At 37.9% G+C, this 235-nt stretch carries 1 pseudogene; it reads left to right on the forward strand.

Annotation, left to right across the window (positions count from 1 at the left end):
- A pseudogene (locus tag AAEZ00_RS22175) lies at positions 1-235 on the forward strand (ABC transporter permease); the annotation flags it as partial.

Here is a 235-nt window from a genome sequence, read left to right on the forward strand (position 1 = left end):
GGTTAACGCATATTGGCGAGGAGAGCCTATTACTTAAAGGCGCAAATAAAGCCACCGTTGATGTGAGTTTAACGCCTATTAGTAACCAAACGACGGCGTTATTTAACCGAAATAATAACTATGTTGGTTTTTTAGTCCCGCCTATATTAATTGCATTATGGCAATTACTGTCGATGTTGGTATTTGTTAATAGTGTTAATGCGGAGCTTATTCCTCAAGGTGAACGCTATTATTT

Source organism: Shewanella sp. S1-49-MNA-CIBAN-0167, assembly GCF_040310145.1.
In the GTDB taxonomy this organism is placed as follows: Bacteria; Pseudomonadota; Gammaproteobacteria; order Enterobacterales; family Shewanellaceae; genus Shewanella; species Shewanella psychromarinicola.